This is a genomic window from Kerstersia gyiorum, from assembly GCF_048595715.1.
In the GTDB taxonomy this organism is placed as follows: Bacteria; Pseudomonadota; Gammaproteobacteria; order Burkholderiales; family Burkholderiaceae_B; genus Kerstersia; species Kerstersia gyiorum.
Genome location: NZ_CP169556.1, coordinates 2270897 through 2295058, shown reverse-complemented (window position 1 = coordinate 2295058; position 24162 = coordinate 2270897). Strand labels below are relative to the sequence as shown.

19 protein-coding genes and 1 tRNA gene are annotated in these 24162 nt (G+C 56.4%); 15 read left to right on the top strand and 5 right to left on the bottom strand.

Annotated elements, in window-relative coordinates:
- The first annotated feature begins 103 nt into the window (after window positions 1-103).
- The 6 genes from hcaD to tehB all read left to right on the top strand — a co-directional run bounded on the left by hcaD (window position 104) and on the right by tehB (window position 6837).
- The gene (hcaD, locus tag ACEW7X_RS10165) at window positions 104-1330 is read left to right on the top strand and encodes a 3-phenylpropionate/cinnamic acid dioxygenase ferredoxin--NAD(+) reductase subunit (protein ID WP_257740538.1); all 1227 of its coding nucleotides are present in this window, start codon (window positions 104-106) and stop codon (window positions 1328-1330) included.
- 509 nt (window positions 1331-1839) lie between these two features.
- The gene (locus tag ACEW7X_RS10160) at window positions 1840-2787 is read left to right on the top strand and encodes a 3-carboxyethylcatechol 2,3-dioxygenase (RefSeq protein WP_253595480.1); all 948 of its coding nucleotides are present in this window, start codon (window positions 1840-1842) and stop codon (window positions 2785-2787) included.
- A gap of 126 nt (window positions 2788-2913) precedes the next feature.
- On the top strand, window positions 2914-3780 hold the full coding sequence (locus ACEW7X_RS10155) for an alpha/beta fold hydrolase (protein WP_415358985.1): 867 nt from the start codon (window positions 2914-2916) through the stop codon (window positions 3778-3780).
- A 69-nt stretch (window positions 3781-3849) separates the two neighbouring features.
- Window positions 3850-4158 carry a DUF485 domain-containing protein gene (locus ACEW7X_RS10150; RefSeq protein ID WP_068370731.1) on the top strand — a complete coding sequence of 103 codons (309 nt, stop codon included), beginning with the start codon at window positions 3850-3852 and terminating at the stop codon, window positions 4156-4158.
- Window positions 4155-5813 carry a cation/acetate symporter ActP gene (gene actP, locus ACEW7X_RS10145; protein WP_253595479.1) on the top strand — a complete coding sequence of 553 codons (1659 nt, stop codon included), beginning with the start codon at window positions 4155-4157 and terminating at the stop codon, window positions 5811-5813. The genes ACEW7X_RS10150 and actP overlap by 4 nt, the downstream gene beginning before the upstream one ends.
- A gap of 148 nt (window positions 5814-5961) precedes the next feature.
- Window positions 5962-6837, top strand: a complete 876-nt coding sequence (gene tehB, locus ACEW7X_RS10140) for an SAM-dependent methyltransferase TehB (protein ID WP_068370737.1) — start codon at window positions 5962-5964, stop codon at window positions 6835-6837.
- A 34-nt stretch (window positions 6838-6871) separates the two neighbouring features.
- Here tehB and ACEW7X_RS10135 read toward each other — a convergent pair whose 3' ends face one another.
- Window positions 6872-8302 (bottom strand): PPC domain-containing protein, encoded by a 1431-nt coding sequence (locus ACEW7X_RS10135; RefSeq protein ID WP_068370740.1) that lies wholly within the window; start codon window positions 8300-8302, stop codon window positions 6872-6874.
- 560 nt (window positions 8303-8862) lie between these two features.
- Between ACEW7X_RS10135 and ACEW7X_RS10130 the strand changes: the two genes are divergently transcribed.
- The 4 genes from ACEW7X_RS10130 to ACEW7X_RS10115 all read left to right on the top strand — a co-directional run bounded on the left by ACEW7X_RS10130 (window position 8863) and on the right by ACEW7X_RS10115 (window position 12257).
- Window positions 8863-10227, top strand: a complete 1365-nt coding sequence (locus ACEW7X_RS10130) for an NAD(P)-binding domain-containing protein (RefSeq protein ID WP_420177168.1) — start codon at window positions 8863-8865, stop codon at window positions 10225-10227.
- A gap of 85 nt (window positions 10228-10312) precedes the next feature.
- Window positions 10313-10903 carry a hypothetical protein gene (locus ACEW7X_RS10125; protein ID WP_127774546.1) on the top strand — a complete coding sequence of 197 codons (591 nt, stop codon included), beginning with the start codon at window positions 10313-10315 and terminating at the stop codon, window positions 10901-10903.
- Window positions 10904-11097: 194 nt separating this feature from the next.
- On the top strand, window positions 11098-11538 hold the full coding sequence (locus ACEW7X_RS10120) for an antitoxin Xre-like helix-turn-helix domain-containing protein (RefSeq protein WP_242611488.1): 441 nt from the start codon (window positions 11098-11100) through the stop codon (window positions 11536-11538).
- 53 nt (window positions 11539-11591) lie between these two features.
- On the top strand, window positions 11592-12257 hold the full coding sequence (locus tag ACEW7X_RS10115) for an RES family NAD+ phosphorylase (RefSeq protein ID WP_130487421.1): 666 nt from the start codon (window positions 11592-11594) through the stop codon (window positions 12255-12257).
- Between the two features lie 85 nt (window positions 12258-12342).
- Here the strand turns inward: ACEW7X_RS10115 and ACEW7X_RS10110 are convergent, their stop codons facing one another.
- Window positions 12343-12696, bottom strand: a complete 354-nt coding sequence (locus ACEW7X_RS10110; RefSeq protein WP_068370752.1) for a DUF6693 family protein — start codon at window positions 12694-12696, stop codon at window positions 12343-12345.
- Between the two features lie 497 nt (window positions 12697-13193).
- On the opposite strand from ACEW7X_RS10110, the gene ACEW7X_RS10105 reads away from it, so the two are divergent.
- Together ACEW7X_RS10105 and ACEW7X_RS10100 are read left to right on the top strand one after the other, a co-directional pair.
- The gene (locus ACEW7X_RS10105; RefSeq protein WP_420177167.1) at window positions 13194-13535 is read left to right on the top strand and encodes a hypothetical protein; all 342 of its coding nucleotides are present in this window, start codon (window positions 13194-13196) and stop codon (window positions 13533-13535) included.
- Window positions 13536-15070: 1535 nt separating this feature from the next.
- Entirely contained in the window at window positions 15071-16150 is a 1080-nt protein-coding gene (locus tag ACEW7X_RS10100; protein ID WP_420177166.1) for a plasmid recombination protein, read from the top strand.
- Between the two features lie 28 nt (window positions 16151-16178).
- Here the strand turns inward: ACEW7X_RS10100 and ACEW7X_RS10095 are convergent, their stop codons facing one another.
- The 3 genes from ACEW7X_RS10095 to ACEW7X_RS10085 all read right to left on the bottom strand — a co-directional run bounded on the left by ACEW7X_RS10095 (window position 16179) and on the right by ACEW7X_RS10085 (window position 20045).
- A complete protein-coding gene (locus tag ACEW7X_RS10095; protein ID WP_420177165.1) occupies window positions 16179-17489 on the bottom strand; it encodes a phage integrase N-terminal SAM-like domain-containing protein in 1311 nt (436 codons plus the stop codon).
- 72 nt (window positions 17490-17561) lie between these two features.
- Window positions 17562-17651: transfer RNA gene (locus ACEW7X_RS10090), tRNA-Ser, on the bottom strand.
- 177 nt (window positions 17652-17828) lie between these two features.
- Window positions 17829-20045, bottom strand: a complete 2217-nt coding sequence (locus tag ACEW7X_RS10085; protein ID WP_420177164.1) for an FUSC family membrane protein — start codon at window positions 20043-20045, stop codon at window positions 17829-17831.
- 639 nt (window positions 20046-20684) lie between these two features.
- Between ACEW7X_RS10085 and ACEW7X_RS10080 the strand changes: the two genes are divergently transcribed.
- The 3 genes from ACEW7X_RS10080 (at window position 20685) to ilvC (ending at window position 23993) form a co-directional block, all read left to right on the top strand.
- Window positions 20685-22397, top strand: coding sequence for an acetolactate synthase 3 catalytic subunit (locus tag ACEW7X_RS10080; protein WP_253103764.1), 1713 nt, complete (start codon window positions 20685-20687; stop codon window positions 22395-22397).
- A 10-nt stretch (window positions 22398-22407) separates the two neighbouring features.
- The gene (gene ilvN, locus ACEW7X_RS10075; RefSeq protein WP_068370122.1) at window positions 22408-22899 is read left to right on the top strand and encodes an acetolactate synthase small subunit; all 492 of its coding nucleotides are present in this window, start codon (window positions 22408-22410) and stop codon (window positions 22897-22899) included.
- Window positions 22900-22976: 77 nt separating this feature from the next.
- Window positions 22977-23993 (top strand): ketol-acid reductoisomerase, encoded by a 1017-nt coding sequence (ilvC, locus tag ACEW7X_RS10070; protein WP_068369973.1) that lies wholly within the window; start codon window positions 22977-22979, stop codon window positions 23991-23993.
- Window positions 23994-24162 lie beyond the last annotated feature (169 nt).

The window sequence follows — 24162 nt, the reverse complement described above, 5'->3', positions numbered from 1 at the left end:
GAGGCAGGGCGGGTACCGAAAATGCGGGCCTGCAGGATGGCAGTAGCCGATGCCCCAGAGGCCGGCACCAATACAAGAAAAACAGGGACAGGAGACAAAAATCATGAAAGAAACAGGCATCATCATTATCGGTGCGGGGCAGGCCGGCGCGATGGTTGCGGCGCAGTTGCGCCAGCTCGGCCATACCGGGCGGATCACGCTGGTGGGCGATGAACCGCATGTGCCTTACGAACGCCCGCCACTTTCCAAGGACATGTTGCTCCAACCGGCGTCAACGCCTTGCGCTATCCATGCAGACGGCTTTTATCGGCAACATGGCATCGAGCTGCGCCTGGGAGTTGCCGTCAAGTCGCTGGATATCCAGGCAAAGACGGTCAGCCTGGATGATGGCGAGACGCTGGCATACGACCAATTGGTACTTGCAACAGGCGCCAGGGCGCGGCGCCTGCCTGTGCTGGATGCGCTGGGCGAAGGTGTGCACACCCTGCGCACACTGGAAGATGCTGCCGCGCTGCAAGCCGCATTGCAGGCTGGCCGGCGCCTGATCCTGGTGGGCGCTGGCGTGATCGGCCTGGAACTTGCCTCGACAGCCGTGGATCTCGGGGTGAAGGTAGCGCTGGTAGACCCGGCCGAGCTGCCTATGATGCGCGCCACTCCTCGCTTGCTGGCCGAGTTCCTGTGCGAAACCCACCGAGAGCGCGGCGTGGCCCTGCACATGCGAGCGCAGGTGGTGTCGGCCGAACGCACGGCCGTCGGCCTGCGGTTGGCCTTGTCTGACGGCACCTGCCTGGAGGGTGACGTGATTGCCTATGGCGTAGGTGTTGAGCCAAACGTCGAATTGGCCTGTGCCGCCGGCCTGGCGGTCGAGAACGGCATTCTGGTTGACCGGGCTTGCCGCAGTTCTCATGCGGATGTTTATGCCATCGGTGACGTGGCAGCACGCCAGGAGCAAGCCGGGCGCCCATACCAGCGCCGCGAAACCTGGGAGAACGCCAACTGGCAGGCAGAGTTGGCCGCACGCGGCATTCTCGGCCTGGCGCTGCCCGAGGATATCGTGCCCTGGTACTGGACGGACCAATGCGGTCTGAATATTCAGCTGGCAGGCGATATGCACGCCGAGCGCTGGGTCGTGCGCGGCGCCCTGGGCGCCGGGCCCTGCATGTTGCTGGGCCTGCGTGGCGATGAGCTGGTGGCTGCGATTACGGTCAACCAGGGCAGGGAGATGCGTAGCGCCAGGGAACTGATTGCGCGGCGTGCCTGCATCGAGCCGGCGGTATTGGCCGATACCCAGCAAAGCCTGCGCAATCTGAGTCGGGCCTTGCCCGCCTGATACGCGCCGTGCCTGCCTCTGGCGGTAGCCGGAAAGGCCATTTCCACCATTCATCCCGTTCATTGTCCTGACATTGACGCTGCCGCCGCGCTGTGGTGTGGCGGCTAGCCCTGGCCATGTGGCCGGCATCGGCTCGCCTGGTTGTTGCCTGCGCGCTTGCCATGCTGGCCCGGCGCTCCGGGTGGCGTGCGGCTAAGGACCGATGCACAAGCCTGCCTTGCAGCCGTGCGGGCGCCTCTTCTGTGAGGGGCTGCGTAGTTCAAGGCAACGGCAGTCCGGCGGAAGGGGGGAGGGCGTCCGGTGTCGCCATGGCCGACATGGTTCAACAACGACGATTTCTTTGCAGCGACTGACAGTTCGCATCGCCATGGCTGGTGGCAGTCCGGGCGTGCAGGCTGCCAGCCCAGGTGTTTGCGTATGCCGGCCGGTTGCCGGCAGCCATGCCATGCACGGCCCAAGTTGTTCAAGCCTTCATAACGAAAACCGTTTCAACGGGAGACATTCCTATCATGCAAGCACGAGTGCAATGCCTGTCCCATACGCCGCTGGTTGGCCATGTCGATCCGCCGGTCTGCGTCCTGGACGAAGTCCAGGGCGTCATCGCCCAGGCGCGCGAGGCGATCGCTAGTTTCGACCCGGAACTGGTCGTGTTGTTTTCGCCTGATCACTTCAATGGTTTTTTCTATGACGCCATGCCGCCCTTCTGCATCGGCATGCAAGCCCATGCCATTGGGGATTTCGGCACCCCTGCAGGGCCGTTTGACGTGCCCCAGGCATTGGCGCTCGACTGTGCCCAGGCCGTGCTGGAGGCAGGCGTGGATGTGGCCATGTCCTATTCCATGCAGGTGGATCATGGCTTTTCCCAGCCACTCGATTATCTGCTGGGTGGCATTGCGGTGCGTCCGGTCATTCCAGTGTTCATCAACGCCGTAGCAGCGCCTTTGCCGACTTTCGCCCGTGCGCGGGCCTTGGGTGCTGCGGTGGGACGTTTCATCCGCGATACCGGCAAAAGGACGCTTTTCATCGGCTCTGGCGGTTTGTCGCACCAGCCGCCGGTGCCGGAATTGGCAACAGCCGACGCCCACATCCGCGATCGTCTGTTGGGCAGCGGCCGGCATTTGCCGGCAGCGGAGCGTGCCGCGCGCCAGCAAAGGGTGATAGACGCGGCCCTGAGGTTCGTCGAAGACCAGAGCAGCCTGCATCCGCTCAATCCGGCGTGGGACCGTGCGTTCATGGACACGCTGGCGCAGGGCAGGGCGGCCGAGCTTGATGGGCTGAGCAATGCGGATGTCTCGCGCCAGGCCGGGAAATCCACCCATGAGGTGAAAACCTGGGTGGCTGCCTTTGCCGCGTTGTCCGCCTATGGCGGTTACGAGGCGCTGGATGCCTATTACCGGCCCATCCCGGAGTGGATTGCCGGCTTCGGCGCCCTGGCGGCCCGGCCGATGGCAGCCTGATTTTTCCCCTTGCTGTTTTTCCATCCGTTTTTATGTTTCTTCCCCCGGGGTTTGCCCATGAGGTCCCGGGGTGGAACACCTAGGCCCTCGGCCGACATTCTTCACTGGAAAGGAGTACCGAACATGATGGCTTCCGCAACGAACTACACCGAAGCATCCAGTAGCCGTTTTGCCCGCATTCAGGACGAGGGTACTGCGCTGCAGATCCATTACAACGATATCGGCCAGGGAGCCGAAACCGTCGTGATGCTGCATGGCTCGGGTCCGGGCGCGACTGGTTGGGCCAACTTCAGCCGGAATATCGACCCACTGGTGGCTGCCGGCTACCGCGTCATCCTGATGGACTGTCCGGGGTGGGGCAAAAGTGATTCGGTGGTCTGTACCGGGTCGCGCTCGGATCTCAATGCCCGTGTGCTGGACCGCCTGCTGGAAGCGCTGGGACTGGAGCAGGTGCATCTCCTGGGCAATTCCATGGGTGGACACAGCGCGGTGGCGTTGGCGCTACAGAACCCGCAGCGGGTCGGCAAACTGGTGTTGATGGGAGGCGGCACTGGTGGCATCAGTTCCTTCGTGCCCATGCCGGCCGAAGGCATCAAGCTGCTGCAGGGGCTGTACCGCGAGCCCACGCTGGAGAACCTCAGGAAGATGATGGCGGTATTCGTCTTCGATTCCAGCGACCTGACCGAAGAACTGTTCCAGCAGCGCCTGGAGAACATGCTGCGCCGGCGCGACCACCTGGAGAACTTCGTGGCCAGCCTGGATGCCAATCCGCGCCAGTTTCCAGATGTCGGCCCGCGCCTGGGCAGTATCGAGTCGCACACGCTGATCGTCTGGGGCCGCAATGACCGTTTCGTCCCTCTGGATACCGGGCTGCGGCTTGTGGCGGGCATTCCCCATTCGGAACTTCACATCTTCAATCACTGCGGCCACTGGGCGCAATGGGAGCACGCCGAGCGATTCAACCGCCTGGTGCTGGATTTCCTGCGCGATTGAGTCGCCCGAACCCGGTTTCCCTGCTGTTCATATCCATAACAACCCGCTGAAGCGGGAAGGAGACAAACCTTGAATCCACAACAATTGCGGATATACCGCAACCCCAAGCTCGCGCAACTGGTGCGCAGCCGCCAGCGTCTGGCGTGGACGCTGACGCTGCTGGTGCTGGGCAGCTTCTTCTGCTACCTGATGGCCGGCATCTTGCGGCCGCACTGGCTCGCCAGGCCGCTGTATGACGGCACGCTGCTCAATGTCGGAGGCCTGCTGGGCGCCGGCATCATCGTCATGGCATGGCTGGCGACCGGCGTCTACGCCTGGTTCGCCAACACCCGGTTCGATCGCCTGAGCCAGGAAATCCTGCAGGAGTCCGTGCAATGAAACCCGCCAAGCTTGCTATTCCTGCCGCGCTGGCGGCGCTGCTGCTGCCAGGGGCCGCGCTGGCCGCTGCCGGAAGTCCCGGCCCCAATGCCTCGGCGATCGCCATCTTCCTGGCGTTCGTGGGCATTACATTGCTGATCACCTGGTGGGCTGCCCGCCGCACCAGCAGCGCATCGGATTTCTACACCGCTGGCGGTGGCCTGTCGGGCTTTCAGAACGGGCTGGCGATCGCAGGCGACTATATGTCCGCGGCGACGCTGCTGGGGATCTCCAGCATTGCCTATTTCCGGGGCTATGACGCGCTGCCTTTTGCCGTTGGCTTTTTCATCGGCTGGCCCATCGTGCTGTTCCTGCTGGCCGAGCGCCTGCGCAATCTCGGGCGCTTCACTGTCGCGGACATTATTTCCTACCGGCTGGACGAAACCCGCATGCGCATCCTGACGGCGCTGGGTTCACTGACGGTGGTGCTGTTCTACATGATCGTGCAGGTGGTCGGGGCCGGGCAACTGATCCAGTTGCTGTTCGGGCTGGACTACAAGTACGCGGTATTCATCGTCGGGGCGCTGATGGTGGTCTATGTCATGTTCGGCGGCATGATTGCGACAAGCTGGGTGCAGATCATCAAGGCAACACTGCTGCTGGCCGGGGGAACTGTCATGCTGCTGCTGACCATGCAGCATTTCGATTTCAGCCTGGGCCAGATGTTGCGCGACGTCGTGACTGCCAGCAAGCAGGGCGCCGCGATCCTGGAGCCGGGGCGCATGCTGTCCGATCCGATTTCCACGATTTCGCTGTCCCTGGGCATGATGTTCGGCATTGCGGGCCTGCCGCATATCCTGATGCGCTTCTTTACCGTGACCAACGCCAAGGAAGCCCGCCGTTCGGTGTTCTATGCCACGGGCTTCGTGGGCTATTTCTTCCTGATTGTCGTCGTCATGGGGCTGGCTGCCATCGTGATCGTCGGCGGCAATCCGGTCTATTTCGTGGATGGCAATCTGTCGGGCGCGCTGCTTGGGGGCAGCAACATGGTGATCATGCATCTGGCCAACGCGGTCGGCGGAAATCTGCTGTTGGGTTTCATGTCTGCGGTGGCTTTTGCCACTATCCTGGCGGTGGTCTCCGGCCTGGCACTGGCGGGAGCGTCGGCGATATCGCACGATCTGTATGCGATGGTATTGCGCCGGGGCAGGGCCAATGAGCAGAGCGAAATCCGGGTATCGAAAATCGCCACGCTGTGCATAGGCCTGGCGGCCATCGTGCTCGGGCTGGTATTCGAGAACATCAATGTTGCGTTCATGACGGCGCTGGCCTTCGGCGTTGCGGCTTCATCCAACTTCCCGGTATTGATCCTTGCCATGAGCTGGAAGGGCCTAACAACGCGTGGGGCGCTGTGGGGCGGGCTGACGGGCCTGGTGGTGGCGGTGGCACTGGTCATTCTGTCGCCCGCCGTGTGGCAGAGCGTGCTGGGCTTCCCCGCGGCTATCTTCCCCTATGAGCACCCGGCGCTATTCTCCATGCCGCTGGCTTTCCTCGTGTGCTATGTGGTGTCCAGGCTGGACCGCAGTGCCGGTATCGCCAGGGAACGCGAAGGGTTCGAGCGCCAGTTCATTCAGGCCCAGACTGGATTCGGCATCAACGAAGCGGCGCGGCATTGACTGGCCGGTGGCCGTAGCTGTCATCCGTACCGCCCTTGCGGGGCGGTGACGGGTGATAATCGAAGCTTGTACCCGGGCCTGTGCCGTACGGGTCGAATCAGGGCGGTGGCTCCATCGGGCGCCGCCGGCCCGCGCTCAGGAGAGAAACATGGACGCGCTGCTTTGCTACAAAACCCTGCCGGTCTGGGACGCCGGGACCTTGCCCGAAGCGTTTCAGCGGAATCACAATACCAAGGCGGGAACCTGGGCGAAGCTGACGATCCTGCGCGGCTCGCTGGATTTTGCCCTGACGGATGGGCAGGGTGAGCTGTTGGAAACCCTGCACTGCACGCAGGACGCCCAGCCGCCGCTGATCGAACCACAACAATGGCACAGGATTGCCGGCTTCAGCCCGGACATCCAGTGCCAGTTGGCATTCCTGTGCGAGCCTGCGGACTACCTGTCCAAGAAACATGGGTGGACCCGCACGCATTCCGAGGTGCTGGAAGCCGCGCAACACCTTCCCGCTCGTGCCTGCAAGGTATTGGACCTGGGGTGTGGCAAAGGGCGCAATACCTTGTACCTGGCCATGCAAGGGCATGAGGTTACAGCCTGGGACAAAGATGCAGGCAGCATTGCACAGTTGCGCGAAGTTGCCGGGCAGGAAGGCTGGGGTGGCGTAACGGCGGATGTCGCGAATCTGGACGAGCCGGGGCTGGCGCTGGGCGGTGCGTACGACTTCATCCTGTCCACCGTTGTGATGATGTTCCTGCAACCCGAAACCGTGCATCCGCTGATTGCCCGAATGCGTGAGGCGACTGCTCCTGGCGGTTTGAACCTGATCGTCGCGGCGATGGATACTCAGGATTGCCCGTGCCCGGTGCCGTTTCCCTTCACCTTCCGGGAAGGCGAACTGGCGGGGCTATACGCAGATTGGGAAATTCTGAAATCGAATGAGGATCTGGGTACGCTGCATCGGAAGGATGCGGAGGGCAAGCGCATTCAACTGCGCTTTGCCACTTTGCTGGCTCGCCGTCCGGCCTGAGGGCCCGGACGGCGGCAGCTTGCCTGTTGCTGCCTCAGGCGCCGGAGGCGCGGGCGTTGCCTTGGGGGGCCGGACGTATCGAGAGGGTGTAGCGGCTGTCACGCGAGGAGGAACCGAATTGGCCCGCGTGCAGCTGATATTGACCGGCTTCGAGATACAGCGTGATCTGCGCATCCAGGTTGCCGCCGCTGTCATCGTCTTCCGCGATCAGGATGCCATTCTGGTAGAGCCAGAGATAGGTGTCCAGGGAAGGCGACTTCATGTCGATGACGTAGGTACCCGTGCGCGTGATCGTGAAGTTATAGGTGTCGTAATCCAGGCCACCCAGCAGTACTGCGGGGCGCGGCTCGTTCACGGCCAGGGTGCCGCCGCCTGCATTGGCCGGAACTGCCTGGCTGCGTGCGTCCAGAACGAACAGGCCGCTCTGGCTGCCGCCGTCGACACCGACGGTGTAATTGCCTGCCTGCAGGATGGTGCGTATGCGTTTCTTGCCGTTGTCGCTGTTGGACAGCATCAGGTTCTGGCCGGTCAGGCTGAGGTTACCTTCAAAGCTCTGGGTATTCAGTTCCAGTGTGACCAGGGCAGGAGCCTCGAGTGAGAGCGGATATTGCAATTGGTCGCCCGTATAAATGCCGCTGGCGGGCTTGCTGTTGAGCGTCAGTGGGGTGCCGCTGGGCAGGCGGTTTTCGTCCAGGCGGCTTAGCTGCTTGATTTCCAGGTCGAAACTGCCTTGGAAGGAACTGGTGTCCATGGCGGAGTCGGCGCGCAGGGTGTATTCACCAGCGGCCAGGGGAATCTGGATACGGGCATCGAGGTTGTTGCCGCCGTCGTCATCGCTGGCCAGCTCCATACCATTGCTGTCGAGCAAGGTCAGGTATGGATCCAGATCGCTATGCGTGGCGATCATGTCGATGCGGTAGAGGCCATCGGTGTCGATATGCACGCTGTAATCCAGCGTTTCGCCTGTGCCCCAGTCAGAAATACGCTGATTGCTGCCGATAGGCTCGCCGGAATAGGCCTCCTGGATTTCAGCAGAAAGGCGGAATGGGCCATAGGCGCGGGCGTCGGTGCCGCTGACGGCGACCAGGTAGCTGCCGGTTTCACTGGCCTTGAAGGTCAGGGAGGTGTCATTTGCCCTGCGCGAACCGCAACTGTTGCAATCGTCCTGGCTGCGAGCAAGCAGCTGGCCATCCCGGTAGACGCTGATTTGCGAACGCAGCGCACCGTTGACGGCCAGTTTGATGATTTTGTCCTTATCCGCATTCAGCGAGAACAGGGTGCTGCGCACGCCGCTGTTGTAGTTCAGCAGACTGGTGCTGGTTAGCTCGCCGTTGGCGTTCTGGCCTGGAACCAGGGGGGCTGCTTGGGGCAGCGGAACGTTGGGCGTATCGTGAACCGTGAAATAAACGGCAGCACCTGCCACGACTGCGCCAGCAATGGCGGCAAGCGGGGTAGAGAGATTCATGGGGTCAGGACCTTTTCAATGCAAACAAATAACGGTCAACCACTGCTTGCAGCGCGGATGGCTGCATCTGTTCAGGGGCAGATAGGGGCTGGCTTGCGGGAGGTTATACCCCGCAAAGCCTGGCAACGCAGCAAAGGGTTTCCGATGCTAACGATTTAGTGGAAATTTCATCCTATGAAAATAGCCTTCAATTTCTTTCATCAACGTTCAATTTTCATCAATTAAGACTCAATTTGAGTCATCTATATTTTTGTGTTTCAATAAAAGCGTCTGGCCTACGGCCATTCTTCCGGTTGCGCAGCATAAATGCCTTGCTGCGCAGCTTGCGTCTTTCGGAGTCTCGCTGGCTATTTCGGCGGGCTCCGCATGCCGGGCCTGGGCTACCTGCAGGTGGCCCAGGCCTTCCGTCCGCTTCGGGCGGAACCAGATTGTGCCGGCTTTCCGCCGCGCTCAATCGGGGTGATCATCCGGACATTTGCTCAGGCCCTGATTGGCTCTACGCTGATCATTGCCAGTGCTTTTGTCCGTCCATCAACGACATGAGAAAAGAGGAGCAATCCATGACGATGCGCATTGGCATTATTGGCGCGGGCCCGAGCGGCCTGGCGCAACTACGCGCTTTCGAGTCCGCCTTCAAACAGGTATCCGAGCCTATCGAACTCGTATGTTTCGAAAAGCAGGATAACTGGGGCGGCTTGTGGAATTACACGTGGAGGACCGGTCTGGATGAATACGGGGAGCCGGTGCATGGCAGCATGTACCGCTACCTGTGGTCCAACGGACCGAAAGAAGCCCTGGAGTTTGCGGACTATTCCTTCGATGAGCACTTTGGCCGGCCGATTCCGTCCTACCCGCCACGCGAGGTCCTGTTCGACTACATCCAGGGACGCATGCGACGCAACAACCTGCGCCAATACATCCGTTTCCAGACGGTTGCCCGCTGGATCGAGTTCAATGAGCAGGAGAACATTTTCCGCGTCACCGTGGAAAACCTGGAAAAGCAGGAAACCTATACCGAGGAGTTCGATTATCTGGTTGTCGCGTGCGGCCATTTCTCGACGCCCAATGTGCCGCACTTCGAAGGCCTGGAGCAATTCCCCGGTACCGTGATGCACGCCCATGACTTTCGTGGAGCCGACCAGTTCATCGGCAAGGATCTGCTGCTGGTCGGTGGCAGCTACTCGGCGGAGGACATAGGCGTGCAGTGCCACAAGCATGGTGCTGCTTCCGTGACGATCAGCTATCGCAGCCGCCCGCATGGTTTCGGCTGGCCGGAGGGCATCAGCGAAGTGCCGCTGCTGCTGCGTTTCGATGGGGAAATCGCCTATTTTTCCGATGGCTCGACGCGCCGCTTCGATGCCGTCATCCTGTGCACCGGTTATCAGCACAAGTTCCCATTCCTGGCGGACAACCTGCGTCTGTCCACGCACAACCGCCTGTATCCGGGCGGCCTGTACAAGGGCGTCGCATGGATAGAGCAGCCCCGCCTGTTCTATCTGGGCATGCAGGACCAGTACTACACCTTCAATATGTTCGATGCGCAAGCCTGGTTTGCGCGTGACGTGATGCTGGGGCGCATCAGGCTGCCGGGCAAGGAAGACATGGTGGCGGACAGCCTGACCTGGCAGGAGCGCGAGGCCACGGTGCAGGATGGTTTCGATGCGGTCGATTTCCAGACGGCATACGTGCGCGACCTGATGGACCGTACCGACTATCCGGGGTTCGAGGCGGAGCAGGTGGCGGTGCTGCTCAAGCAATGGCTGCGAGACAAGCAGAAGAACATCCTGACCTACCGCGACCGTTGCTATGTGTCAGTTGTGACAGGAACCAAGGCACCCGCGCACCACACGCCATGGATGGAAGAACTTGATGACAGCATGGAACGTTTTCTTTCTATTGAAGTAGAAGAAAACTCACCGATTTAGATTAAAATTGCATCTAATCGTGACATAAGTTGCCGTCCCTTATGTGCGTCATGAGGGACGGCAATTTTTATATATGTCATTTTGAATGCTTGTCATTTTCACGGCCTTTACGCTTGGGTGCGTCCAGGGTGCGGGCTCTAGGGGAACACAGATAATGCAGTCCGGAATTTGGTCTTGGTTGTTGGGGCTGGTGGCGATGCTGGTGGTACCCGTCGCGCTGGGCGAGATACTGTGGCGGCGCTTTTCCGATAGCATCCGCAATCCGGAACGCAAGCCGGGCGTCCTGCCGTTTTCCCTGCTGTTCGGCTTTGTCGGCCCTCCGGTCGGCATGGCGGCATTTCTGATGGTGGCCTCATGGCTTGAGCGGGACATGCCCAATTCCCGTCCGGCCAACGATATGCTGATCGTGCTGTTTTTCTTTTCATATGTTGCTGGTGGAATCCCTGCGCTTATTTGCGGCGGCGTCATGGGGGGCTTGCGCAAACGCTTCAAAGGTTGGGCAGGTATTGGGGGCGCGGTGCTCCTGGGCGGGCTTCTGGCGTTCATCTTCTTCACCATGACCGGCCTGTATGCAGACTTCCAGGAAGGCTGGCGTGCCATCGTGTGCGGTGCAGTCGGCGGGCTGGGCAGTGCCTCCATTGCCTATGGTGTCTGGCGGCGCGAGATCAGCGACTGAAATACGGGGCTGCCCCGTTGCAATACGGTTTTTTGCGAGGAGCCTGGATGTTGCCGATGGGGCACTATTCCAGGCCGGGGGCTCAGCGGCGTGATGCCGAGCGAGTACAAGTTGCCGCGGCTGGGTCGGCTGAACGGTTTCCTGTATTCAGTCATTTATCCATCATTTGAAATTTTTATTTGATATTTTTTCAAATGATGGATTTTTTGCGTTCATTTGATATGATGTGGGCATCCATGGACCCGTTGCAGGAGACGATCATGCCGGCCACTCCCCACGCTGTTCCCGATGCTGCTGTCGTGCTGACGAAGGCAACGTTGCGCGCTGCCGAACAATTGGGGTTGAACAATTCAGCGCTGGCATCGGTGATCGGTGTCAGCGAACCCACGATCTCGCGGCTCAAGGCGAATGGCCGCACCATCAGCCCGGACTCCAAGGAAGGGGAGCTTGCCCTGATGCTCATTCGGGTATTCCGCTCGTTGGATCCGCTGGTAGGGGGCGACGCGCACAAGCGAAAGTTGTGGATGGAAAGCCATAACAACGCTTTGCTGGGCAGCCCGATACAGCTGATCCGCAAGGCCGAGGGCCTGGTCCGCACCTTATCGTATCTGGATGGTATGCGGGCTGCGACATGAATGGGGCCGCCTGGAACCCCGCCTGGTTACAAGATCACGCAGGCAGCCTGGCGATGGAAAATGCCTGGCGCGGCGTGGAAACCCAGTACATTGCGGCCTCCATGAAACTGGTGGACTCCCTGGAAGAACAGGGCCTGCTGGAAATTCTCCTTGAAGAAAGCAAGCCGCCGGCTCAGAGGAAATCGCCAGGTCAGCATTATTTGTTGCTGAGCCCGTTCCGTTACTTTCCCCAGCATGATTCACGTTTCCGGCCAGCACGCCAGAGTGGCCTGTGGTATGGCTCGTCCACGCTCGATGGGGCCTGTTCCGAAGTTGCGTACTGGCGCATGCGTTTCCTGCTGGATAGCGAAGCGCTGGCAGCCGATGGTGAGCTGATCACCGAGCACACTTTCTTTCAGGCGTCCGTGCGCGGCAATGCAATCAACCTCATGGCTGAACCCTGGGCGGGGTTGGCGCATCTGTGGAAGCATTCCACGGACTACCGGGCTACCCATGCGCTTGCTGCAGCGGCCATGGCAGCATCCATTGAATGGATTCAGTATGAATCCGTTCGTGCGCCTACCTGCGCGTTGGCGGCCGTCCTCACGCCCACGGCTGTTCACGCCGCATCGGCGAGACTGGAGCGTTCCAAGCAGGAATGGGTGTGCAAGGCAACCTTGGCTGGCGTCATGATGATCCGCAAAAACGGGCAGGGCAGATTCGAGTGGCGTCCGGAGTGAGGCGAAGCAGCTTGCAATTGGTCGGATTGGGCTTGTCGTGCTGCCTGGGGGTGTCAGACTGCCTGACGGGATGCCATGCGGCAACTCACAAATCGTTGACGCCAACCAGCTTGGTATGACTCATGCAGTGGGCGGAAATCTTGTATAGAAACACCAGGTAGCCCAGGCCCAGCGTAACAATGCTGATGATCGCCCACAGGACGATATTGCCAATAATGCTGGCCAGGTCGATGGTGCAGACCAATCGTCCCACGCGTTGCCCCTGCGCATCATAGGCATAGGTTTTGCTGATGATGAACTTCTGCATGTAGTAGGGAAACACGAACATCGCCAGCCCTAATGTGACGATTGTGAGCAGAACCCAAACGATCATATGCCCGAGGGCTTCCATGAAGCCAAGTTCTGACTTGAGCTGCAGATTATTGAAGGCGCTGGGCATTGTGCAATCCACTGGGCGAAGCAGCGTCAGCGCGCCCGGGCCGTGCGACGCGTGAGCGTAACAATTGCCATCGGGGTTCCAACTGCCATGAACACGGCTCCCAGGATCATAAATGTAGGGCTGTTGAGCGCCAGCCCGGAAGACAGGAAGGTAACGCCGGAGCACAACAAAGCGATGGACGCGGGGATGAATGCGGTCATAGTCATGGTTGGATTGTGGCACAGGTTGCGCATGGCAGGTTGGGGGACGCCGGTAAAAGGCTGGCGCGATGGTGGCTATTCGTGAGGGAGGGGCAAGCTCAGGCCGAGTACATGGACTGCAGGATTGGGTTGGGGCAATTGTTAGGTAGGCTGGTGTGCGCGGCGGCATATGACGAGATTAGCACCTGGCTGCTAAGATACTTTCCGTATAAGTCAGAGGCTTCTGAAAACGCATTACAGAGAGGCCAGCTTTTCGCGTTGGCATATCCGCAATGTTGGGTTGGCGATAGAAATCACATGAATATCAATGATAAGTATTATGGTGAAGCCCTCAGATCGCTTGAGAGAGGCGAACGGCGCGATGAGCTATGGGCTAAAGCTTATGCCAAGAGCCAGGGTGACGAATCAAGGACAAGGGCGCTGTATATTGAGCTACTTGCCGGATATCTGGCAGTGACTGACCCTGACCTAGCCGAGGAAAGAGCGCGTGCCGAGGCTGAAAGGGCCAACAAACAAAAAATGTTGAGTTATGGCTCTTACCGGCTCGGCTATAACCTTGCTAGAAAAGGATGGGGCGGGAGTCTTTGGTTGATCGCTATTTTGATTGTGGTGATAGTTGCGGTAGCGGCTGGGGGCTAAGTATCTGGATCTCACGGCAGTTCAGAACTGCACGGATGGATCGAATGCAATCGACGGCCAGCAGTTCTACCGGGGGGTATATTCAGATATGGGATAGGCCAGTTGCGGACGATGCGGCAATTCGTTTTGCGGAGCAAAGGCGTAAGTGCGGAGCAAAACAAAAAGCCCGCTGTGTGAGCGGGCTTGGTGTAAGTCTTTGAATTCTTTGGCGGACAGGGTGAGAGAAAAACCCACTTGATGTTTTTCCCTGCCATTTCAATAGGTTAGTGGTTTGGTGGGTTAAATTATTTTTACCTACCTTTTACCTGTCTGGTAAGAGTATAACACAAATATTATTGAATAATAATTATTCTTATTTAATGTATTATTTAAAAATAAATTAATTTATATATTAAAGAATATATTTATTTATTAAACTTTTTTGATCCCTTTACCTTTTTCCCCTTGGTCAAAAGGTAAAGGGATTCCCTACCCGGCTTGTATTAAAAGCAAGGTTGAGAAAACCCTTTTACCTTTTGACCTGTTGGGTGTCCCCTTGGCCGTTTCGGTCTTATAGACTTAAAGAGTTGCTATAAGTTAGTAAGTTCCGTTTTTTAAACTCCTGTCCTTCTTGACAGTTCAGCCAACCCTTACCTTGGTTAGTTGTGCCCTTATGCTGATCCTCGTTCTAGGGCTTCACTCTTTATTTACTTCCCTCTACTCTGTCATTGCTGTTGGTTGTTTGCCAACTGATTTTCGAGATTTTCAATAAAGAGCTTGTCTGTTATCTATTACCTTATTGTTAGGTGGTTTTAAGTGCTGTCCAACAGCCTTTCGTTCTGTCATAAAGCCACCCCAATTTTAGGGAACTAACTGATATTTGTAGAACCGGGTGAGAAAAGAAAACTCAGACGTATATACAAACATAACACTATTAATGTAATAAATTAAAAATAAATGTCAAATAAAAAGCCCACTTAAAAAGTGGGCTAATTATTCTGCTGGTGTTATGTTTGTACGTCAAGTTTAGGCATAGGCAGAACTATGATTGACAATTAAATAATAGCAAATTAAAAAATAATGTCAATAGTAAAGTGATATATCTTTTTGCTTGGATGTTTAATTGTCTTTGAAAATCAAAAAGCCATCTAAAAAGATGGCTTATGATTTTTTACTAACTTAATTACTAATTTGACTTAGTTTATTTCAAGCCCCACGTGTGGGGCAACTATTTGGCAAGGCTAACCTGACCAAATGACTAACACAAGGTTAGTTATTAAATAATAACAAATAAAAAAATAATGTCAATAGCAAAGGCTATGGAACTATGAAAATAGTTAACTATAAAACTATGAATATAGTTCAGTTGCTATATTCATAGTTTGACAGGGTTCGGGATGTATTCCCGAGGGGTGTTTTTTTTGTTCCCCTGAAAGGGGCCGCGTATCTCGTAGAGATACATAGTCGGTCACTATGTATTTCAGCAGTTGTTTTTGTTGTGGTTGTTTGACTGCCAGAATATACCCGCTATAAATATAAGAAGATAGGGGGAGATTATGGCAGGCTATCAGTTTATTCACATAGAAAGCTATGCTCGTTTTGGGTCAGAAAGGAAAGATCCAAAATCTGGCAAGATTAATAAAAAGTGGTCTATAAGAGATATAGTTGCAGAAGCAAGAAGGGAGCAGGGGGCAATTTCACATATAGAAAATCCACAAGAAATTGATTCTGGCTTGGTGTATGGAATGCCACTTTTAGAACTTGAAAAAATAGCTCATGCTTGGGGCGATAACTCAAAGGACAAGACAGGTAAAAAATTACGAAAGGATGGGCATTGTCTTCTGGCTGGTGTGATTTCTTTGCCTGACAGTGAAAAAGGGGATTGGGAAAAGTTTAAGGCTAAATCTGTTGAGTGGTTAAAAAAGAATTATGGAGATAGGCTTAAAACTGTTGTTGAGCATTTGGACGAAAGTCATCCCCATATACACTTTTACTGTGTGCCAAGGCCAGGAGAGACTTTTGAGACTATCCACGAAGGACAAGCAGCAGCAAAAAAAGCAGCAGCCCAGGGGAAGGTTAAAGGTGAGCAAAATCAAGCTTACATTGAGGCTATGAGGGGTTTCCAGGATGCTTTTGCTAATGTTGCTCAAAGGTTTGGGCTTGCTAGGTTAGGACCAGGCAGGAGAAGGCTCACAAGGGAGCAGTGGAAATCTGAACAAATTCAGGCTGAGGCATTAAAAAGGGCTAGGGAAAAAGCCAATAGAATATATAAAGATGCTAAGAAAAAGGGTATTGAAGATAGTAAAACAGTTGGTTTTTTAGATAAGATGAAATTGAGTTGGCATCAACCTAGCAATGAACTCAAAAAAGAAAATGAAGAATTAAAACGTAAAAATAAAGAATTGGAACAAGAAAAAGAAGAGTTAAAAGAAAAGTCTCGCTCATCAATTGCAAGAGCACTTGATGAAATCAGAAAATCTGAAAAATTAAAAGAAGAGTTGCAAGAAAACAAAAATCAAAAAAGAACAATGGAGGACGAACTAAAAGAAAAGAACAAAAAACTGTTAGACATATACCACAAACAACAACAGCAAGAAAAAAGACAAGATCAGCCTAATAAAAGATTTAGCATATAAAAAAGCCCCATTGCTGGGGCTTAAATTATTATGACTGATTGATTCTTTCCAAAATCTTTTTTTGGAGTGGATCAATCATCTCGTGAAGTTCTTTTATTGTAAAGTCACTTGAATATATTTTATTGTTAATATCTTCGTTCTCATGCCCTAGGACTTGGGTTCTTGCTTCCCATGTAATTTTATTTTTTTTAAGGTAATCGTTGAAGTATTTTCTCAATGAATGAAAAACCAGCTTGTCTCTATGGGTTTTTGTTGCTGTAAGCAAACGAGCAAACTTCTTGCCTAAAGCATTTCCTGCCCCTTTGCCTTCTCTTTCTCTATATCTAAAAATCTTGCTTTCTGGTTGCTGTGATTTTTCAGCATAGGCAAAGAATTCTTTTGTCAAATCACAATCAGGAAGTGGTATTTCTCGCTTACCAGCTTCTGTCTTTGCCACAAAAAGCTTAATATATGGAATACCTTCATCACTGAAAAACAAGTTTGTTTTTTTCAGTGCTGTTATTTCGCTGGCTCTCAAGCCACTAATTAAGGTAATCAAACAAGAAAAATAAAAATCTTTGTCCCTGTCATATTCTCTTTTGAAAAGCTCATTTGTGAAGATTTGAATTATTTCGTTGTCTTCAAAAATTGAGTAGGTTGATTGATCTTTTTGCTTTTTTGATAATAGTCCTTGTCCCTGGCAGGGATTTTTTTCAAAGTAATAACCTTTATCAATGGCAAAGTTAAAAAAGCTTTTCAACACTGATATTTTATTGTCTGCTGTTCTATGGCTATTTTTCTTATCAACCAATAAATGCTCTTGATACCTGACAATATCACTAATCAAAATTTTTTGAATGTCGCAATTTTTGACAAAAACAGCAAACTCTTCAATATTGGTTTTATATTGTTGGACTGTTCTAACTTCAAGTTTTTTAAAAAGAAGAAGCTTGTCCAAGACTTCCCTGATGGTTAAGCCTTTTTTATTGGTTGGAACAACACAAGCAAGAGATTCCACGGCATCAGAAGTTAAAACCTGCTGTCGTGGAGCCTGATAGCCTGAACCTGTCAGCATTGCTATGGCTTTAAGAAGTGCGTCATTGTCTTCTTGACTGCCATCTGTCTTGAAAATGCCTCTGCTGGTATCAATTTCAAGTTTTCTAATGTTGTTTTTCCAGTCATCATTAGACATATTGCTTCTCATTCTCAAAACAAGCTCATACAAGGGTATAGCTCGAATGATAGCTTCAGTTTTGTCTTTTGTATGAAGTGATTTTTTGAACTGCTTCCCTGCTATGGAGGTGTGGAAGCAGTAAATCCCAGTCTCTGGACGCGGATAGATGGGAAGGGATGAAGGCATTTTACCTACCTTTTACCCAAACCCTAACCCAGAAATGAAAAAACCCTTGAATAATCAAGGGTTTAGAATGCTTGGCGGACAGGGTGAGATTCGAACTCACGATACGCTTGCACGTATACCGGATTTCGAGTCCGGCGCATTCGACCACTCTGCCACCTGTCCTTAGGTAACCGCAGCGGTACGTGTTGAACGCTGCAGTGGAAGAAAAAATAAATTATATCGGGTATTTTTTTTCTTGGCAAGTGTTTTGCGTTTGGGGATAAACGCACTTGGGATTGGAAGCTGCACAAGGAGAGCAAGCAGGTTAATGCCATCCACAAGCACAGTCGTGCCAGCTATCTAGCCCGGGCTGCGGGTGGATGGTGTCGGGGGCATGTCTTCCTCGGCTTGGGATTCCAGTGCCGCCAGTTCGCGCCGCGCCAGCAGGCCGGCCTTGAGCAGCTGGCGCATGGGGAAGGTCAGGTTGGCGGTATCGGCGTCGGTGTCCGCCGCCGACGGCGCCAGCGTGATGTCCGCGGCCGGTCGGTTGGGGTCGAGCAAGCCGAAGAACTGGTCCAGCGCTTGCTGGATGGCCGGCGGCGTCGCGGGCAATTCCGCCAAGGCGCCGATGATGGATGCCATCTGCGAGGCCAGGATGTGGTTCTGGATCACCAGGTTGTTGACCTCAGGCACCAATACCTGCCGCGAGCGGGGTTCGCGTGTCATGCGGTAGAAGGCTTCAGCCATGTTTGCCAGGGCTGTATGCAGGTTTTTCCGTGCCAGCATCCAGTCCAGCCTGGCCTGTTCCAGTTCCGTGTCGTGCTCGTCGCTGGGGTCTGCCGCCGCGGTGCGGCTGGCATCCACGTAGGCCAGGCCGGTGCGCAGATATTCGCGGTTAGCCTTCAGGCTGGCGCGCGCCATCGGCGCCATATAGCGCTGTTCCCACCAGGGTAGGATATAGCTGCAGATCAGCGCGATGATGCAGCCCAGAAATGTGTCCAGCGCCCGTTCGCTTACCATGAACAGCGAACTGGGCGATACCAGGTGGAACACGATCAGCACGTAGATCGTGATGAACAGCGAGCTGGCCATGTAGTTGAGCTGGATCAGGCTGTTGCCCAGGACGCTGGCCACGAACATGGCGGCGATCAGCGAGACGTGAGAATCCAGGACGTTGAACAGCGCCAGCGCGATGATGCAGCCCAATAGCGTGCCGATCAGGCGCAGCGAATTGCGCTGGCGGGTGAGGGCGAAGCCGGGCTTCATGATGGCGACGATGGTCAGCACGATCCAGTAGCCATAGGGGCGCAGGACTTCGACCGAATAGCTTAGTGTCATGGCCATTGCTGCAGCGCAGGCCACCCGGATGGCATAGCGGCAATGTGGAGAATCCAGCCTGAGGTTGGAGGTCAGCATGCTGAGGCGAAAATCCTGGCGCGAGAGGAAGTGGCTCAGAGATTTGTTGATGCGCAGCGAGCCTTCGGGCTTGGCGCTGCGTGCCGAGCGTGTGTGCGCATACAGCCGTTCCACCAGGCGTGCGGCGCCTCGCAGGCGGCGCTGGACCTGCAGCAGCACGCCATACAGTTCGGCATCCCGCTGGGGCAGGCCTTGTTGGCGCAATTGCTCCATTTCATAGTCGATGGCGCGCAGCTCGGCTTTCACGCTGGTGCGCTCCATGGCGGGGCGCCCCTGTGATACCGCCAGCGCAATGCGTTCCAGGTCGCGGGCGAGTTTTTCCAGGCAGTCGCGAGCGAACAGCATGATGTCGGCGTCCCGCAAATTCCGCCGCAGCAGGATGTAGTCCGTATGCGTGGCCAGCATGGTGTCCAGGATGGCGATCATGTCGCTGAAGATGTTCCACAGCATGGAGCGCTCGGAGGTGCGGCGGTCTTCACCCGGCAGCGAGCGCAGGACGATGTCGCGGGCGTCCTGGTGCTGTTCGATCATGGCTGATTGGCGGCGGATCAGGGTGCTGTAGCACTGTTCGAGGTCGCGGTTGACGTCATAGAACGCAGATCGTGCGGCGATGTAGTCGGCCGTGGCAAAAAGCGCGACGGAAAGGGATTGGCGGGTTTCGCGCAGCGCCAGCAGATAGCTGATGCCCAGGCTGAACGCTGTATAAAACAGGCCGCCGCCGGCGGTATAGAGCATGGCGGCGGGAATCTGGGCGGGAGTGAGCGGCGCGTGCATGGTGACGCTCATGAGCAGCAGGCAGCCCATGCTGATCAGGTTGCCTTTCTTGCCATAGACGGAGAACATCGAAAATACGAAGCACTGCGCCACGACTGCAACCCAAAGCAGGGCGGGGAAGGTGCTGGACAGCCCGGTAATGGCGACCACCAGCGTGCTGAGCGCGCAGCAGGTCAGCATTTCGTTGCGGCGGTGGCGGTGCGGTCCAGGCTGGTCGATGATGGCGGTGCCCAGTGCGCCGAATGTGGCGGCAATGCCTGCCGAGAAATCCCCCAGCAACAGGCCCAGAACCAGCATGGGCGTCAGCATGCCTATGCTGCGGCGCAGGCCGAGCAGGAAATAGTGGCTGTAAAGAAACCTGTTCAGCGATTCTAGGCGGATGTCCATGGCGGAGGTGATGCTGGTGCCGGAGGCAAGTCTGTGTCTGGCGGGGTTTGCCGGCGGCTATCTGCCGTTCCCGGGGCTGCTTGGGATGGTAATGCCGGCGCCTGCTCCTCAGGGCTGGTGCCTTGCAAGCGAAAGTATAAGGGCAGGCGGCCAGTGGCGGATGATGCCTGCGCGCAGGCTGTCGGCAGCAGGTGTGCAAGCTCTTGGAAGTCCCTGTTTTTCCTTGAGGAAAACCCTATAAGTGATGCGTAAGAAACACTGTTTCATTGGCGTGTAGACAGTTCCTGTGCAAACGGGTAAATTCCAAAACTTGTCCTGTCCTGCTATCAGGGGCGGGACAAAGGCAGTCAGAGTCTCCGGGTCATCCGCCCGGGCCAATGCGCCGTTATACCGTCGCGGGCCGCGTCACAAGCGCAGGCGTTGCGGCATCCGTTTCGATCCAGAGCATCCCATCCGGGGTGCGTGCGAAACGTTGTCGATGATTGTGCTGCCAGGGGGCAGGGCAGGTGGGTGGAGCGGTTCCGTGAATCGCAAAGCGCCACAGTGTTCTGTCAGTTTCTGGGGGTGCATCCGGCTAGCCGCCGTTACCCGGGCGGGCAGCGATCGAGGACGTTTTAGCCGGTACAGAAAGGAATATTCATGGAACTCAATGGCGCAGATATCCTTGTGCGCTGTCTTGCCGACGAAGGCGTGGAACACGTTTTCGGTTATCCCGGCGGGGCGGTGCTCTATATCTACGATGCAATTTTCAAACAGGATGCTTTCCAGCATATCCTGGTCAGGCATGAACAGGCGGCGGTTCACGCTGCGGATGCCTATTCCCGTTCGTCCGACAAGGTCGGTGTCTGTCTGGTGACCAGCGGTCCCGGGCTGACCAATGCCGTTACCGGTATTGCCACCGCCTACATGGACTCGATCCCGATGGTGATCATCAGCGGCCAGGTGCCGACGACGGCCATTGGCGAAGATGCTTTCCAGGAGTGCGACTCGGTCGGTATTACCCGCCCCTGTGTCAAGCACAACTTCCTGGTGCGCGACGTCAAGGACCTGGCCGAGATCATGCGCAAGGCCTTTCATATCGCCCGCACTGGCCGGCCTGGCCCCGTGCTGGTGGATATTCCCAAGGACGTGACGGTTGCCCGCGCGCGCTATGCGCCGCTGAAGGGTGAAGTCAAGATGCGTTCCTACGCCCCGGTGGTCAAGGGGCACCAGGGCCAGATCAAGAAAGCCGTGCAGATGCTGCTGGCCGCAGAGCGCCCGATGCTCTATACCGGCGGCGGCGTGGTGTTGTCCGACGCCAGCGCCGAGTTGCGCGAGTTCGCGAGCCTGATAGGTGCGCCGCTGACTAGCACCCTGATGGGGTTGGGCGCATTCCCGGCCAACGAGGGGTTGTTCGTGGGCATGCCGGGCATGCACGGCACGTATGAAGCCAATATGGCGATGCAGCACAGTGATGTGCTGATCGCGATCGGCGCGCGTTTTGATGACCGCGTTATCGGCAATCCCAAGCATTTTTCGCAGAACGCCCGAAAAATCGTTCACATCGACATCGACCCTTCGTCGATTTCCAAGCGTGTGAAGGTCGATGTGCCCATCGTGGGCAACGTCAAGGACGTGCTGCAGGAAATGATCGCCCAGTTCAAGGAGCTGGCGCCTTCGGCTCGCCGTCCGTCGCTGGACAAGTGGTGGCAGCAGGTGGAAGGCTGGCGCGGCCGTCAATGCATGAAGTACGAGCTGTCCGATGAGTTGATCCGGCCGCAGTATGTGGTCGAGCAGCTGTGGGAAGAAACGGGCGGCAACGCTTTCGTGACGTCGGACGTCGGCCAGCACCAGATGTGGGCAGCGCAGTACTACCACTTCAACGAGCCGCGCCGCTGGATCAATTCCGGTGGCCTGGGCACGATGGGTGTGGGCCTGCCATACGCCATGGGCGTGCAGGCAGCGCATCCCGGCGCCGAGGTGGCGGTGATCACTGGTGAAGGCTCCATCCAGATGAATATCCAGGAGCTGGCCACCTGCAAGCAGTATCGCTACACCCCCAAGATCATCTGCCTGAACAATCGTTTCCTGGGCATGGTGCGCCAGTGGCAGCAGCTGGATTATGGTTCGCGCTATTCCGAATCCTATATGGATTCGCTGCCGGACTTCGTCAAGCTGGTAGAAGCCTACGGCCACATCGGCATGCGTATCGACAAGCCTGCAGATGTCCGTCCCGCATTGCGTGAAGCATTTGCGGCGAAGGATCGTCTGGTCTTCCTGGACTTCATCACCGACCGTGGCGCCAACGTCTGGCCGATGGTCAAGGCTGGCAAGGGGCTGACTGAAATGCTGCTGGGTTCCGAGGATCTGTAAGGTGGCTGATATGAAACACGTGATTTCCGTCCTGATGGAGAACGAGCCGGGCGCCTTGTCGCGCGTGGTGGGCCTGTTTTCCGCCCGTGGCTACAACATCGAGACCTTGACGGTGGCGCCGACCGAAGATCCTACCCTGTCGCGCCTGACGCTGGTAACGGCTGGTTCCGATGCCGTGATCGAGCAGATCACCAAGCACCTGAACCGCCTGATCGACGTCGTCAAGGTCGTCGATCTCAATGAAGGCCCGCATATCGAACGTGAGCTGATGCTCATCAAAGTGCGCGCGGTGGGCAAGGAGCGCGAAGAGGTCAAGCGCATGGCCGACATTTTCCGTGGCCGCATTATCGACGTGACCGACAAGAGCTACACCATCGAGCTGACCGGTGTGCAGGAAAAAATCCAGGCGTTCATTGATGCGCTGGACCGCAGTGCCATTCTTGAAACCGTCAGGACCGGCGTTTCCGGCATCGGCCGGGGCGAGCGGGTACTGAAAGTCTGATCCTCGCGCCTGGCCAGGGGGTTGGGCGCGTTCCAAATTGATTTATTGCAATCCAAAGAATTCCTCAGGAGATATACATGAAAGTTTTCTACGACAAGGACGCCGATCTGTCCCTCATCAAGGGCAAGACTGTCGCGATCATCGGTTATGGCTCGCAGGGCCACGCCCATGCGCAAAACCTGAATGACTCGGGCGTCAAGGTCGTGGTCGGCCTGCGCAAGGGCGGTTCGTCCTGGAACAAGGCCGTCAACGCCGGCCTGGAAGTCAAGGAAGTGGCTGAGGCCGTGCGCGCCGCCGACGTGGTCATGATGCTGCTGCCGGACGAGAACATCGCCCAGGTCTACAAGGAATCCGTGGCTGACAACATCCAGTCCGGCGCCGCCCTGGCTTTCGCCCATGGCTTCAACGTTCACTATGGCCAGGTCGTGCCGCGCAAGGACATCGACGTCATCATGGTTGCGCCCAAGGCGCCGGGCCACACGGTGCGTGGCACCTACTCGCAAGGTGGCGGCGTTCCGCACCTGATCGCCGTGCACCAGGATCACTCCGGTTCCGCCCGTGACATCGCCCTGTCGTACGCCAGCGCCAACGGCGGTGGCCGTGCCGGCATCATCGAAACCAACTTCCGCGAAGAGACCGAGACTGATCTGTTCGGTGAACAGGCCGTGCTGTGCGGCGGTACCGTCGAGCTGATCCGCATGGGCTTCGAAACCCTGGTGGAAGCCGGTTATGCGCCCGAAATGGCTTACTTCGAGTGCCTGCACGAACTGAAGCTGATCGTCGACCTGATCTACGAAGGCGGCATCGCCAACATGAACTACTCGATCTCGAACAACGCTGAATTCGGCGAATACGAGACCGGCCCGAAGGTGGTCAATGAGGGTTCGCGCGCAGCCATGCGCCAGGCCCTGAAGGACATCCAGACGGGTGATTATGCCAAGCGCTTCATCCTGGAAAACGCGGCCGGCGCTGCTTCGCTGACGGCCCGCCGTCGCATCATCGCCGACTCGCAAATCGAGGAAGTGGGTGGCAAGCTGCGCGCCATGATGCCCTGGATCGCCAAGAACAAGCTGGTCGATCAAAGCAAGAACTGATCTACCCGAGGCTAACGGCCGCCACGTCTCGAGCAGGGGCGTGGCGGAACGAGTCAGGCAAGGGCGCAGGCCGGGAAACCGGTCTGCGCCCTTGTTGTTTCCGGTGCTGGGGCAGCGCGAGTTTCGCCATGCTTGCGCGTATTCGGTTAATCTTCGTCTGCGAGACCAT